Origin of the sequence: Streptococcus pseudopneumoniae, from assembly GCF_001072925.1 — a bacterium.
Taxonomy (GTDB): Bacteria; Bacillota; Bacilli; order Lactobacillales; family Streptococcaceae; genus Streptococcus; species Streptococcus pseudopneumoniae_Q.
Map to the genome: position 1 here is coordinate 1 of NZ_JVHE01000068.1, position 929 is coordinate 929.

Annotated in this window: 1 pseudogene; it reads right to left on the reverse strand. The window is 45.9% G+C overall.

The features are described from left to right. Positions 1-929, reverse strand: a pseudogene (locus tag ADH81_RS04235) (CshA family fibrillar surface protein C); the annotation flags it as partial.

The following is a 929-nucleotide window of genomic DNA, read 5'->3' on the forward strand; positions in this document are numbered from 1 at the left end:
GGTTACGGTTCCAGTTTGAACAAGACCTTGAGGACCAGTAGATTCCGCTGGTGTTGCAGTTGGTGTTACTGGTGTTACGGTTGGGGTGTAAGTTGCAGAGGCTTTGGTTCCGTTCTTATCTTCACGAACAACCGTTACAGTTGGTGCTTTACCTGTGAATGATTTTTCTGGGACAAAGGTTACGGTTCCGTCTGCTACTACCGTGTAAGTACCAACACCATCCACTGTCTTCGTAGTTGAGCCATCATCAAACGTAGCTGGAACGTCATCGTTCATTGGTACAAGGCTGTCGCCCTCAGTAAATACAGGCTTACCTGTTTGCGTTGCACCTTGAATATCTGTTGATTCAGCTGGTGCTGCAGTTGGGGTAACTGGAGTCACCATTGGGATGTACTTAGCTGTGACTGGTGTACCGTTCTTGTCTACACGTTTAACAGTCACACCTGTTCCTGTGCCCGTGAATGATTTTTCTGGAACGAAAGTTACTGTTCCATCTGGGGCTACTGTGTAGGTTCCTTCACCTGGAATTACCTTAGTTGTTGAACCATCTTCGAGGGTTGCTGGCACATCATCATCCATTGGAACAACTGGGTTACCTTCTGTAAACTTAGGTTTACCTGTTTGGGTTTGACCTTGTTTGTCAGTAGATGTTGTATCTTCTGCAGTTGGAACAACTGGTGTAATCTTAGGTGTGTAGGTTGTTTCAGCTGGAGTGCCGTTGGCATCCTTGGCTTGAACCTTAACCGGAACGACATCACCTGAGTAAGACTTATCAGTCGGTGTGAAGGTTACAACACTTGTATCCTTATCAACTGTGAATGTACCAACAACCTTGCCTGCTGGTGATTTCGCCTCTACTGAGGCTGCTGGTTGACCAGATTCATCAAGGAGAGTAATTGAATCCTTGTTAATTGGTACTACTTCATCAC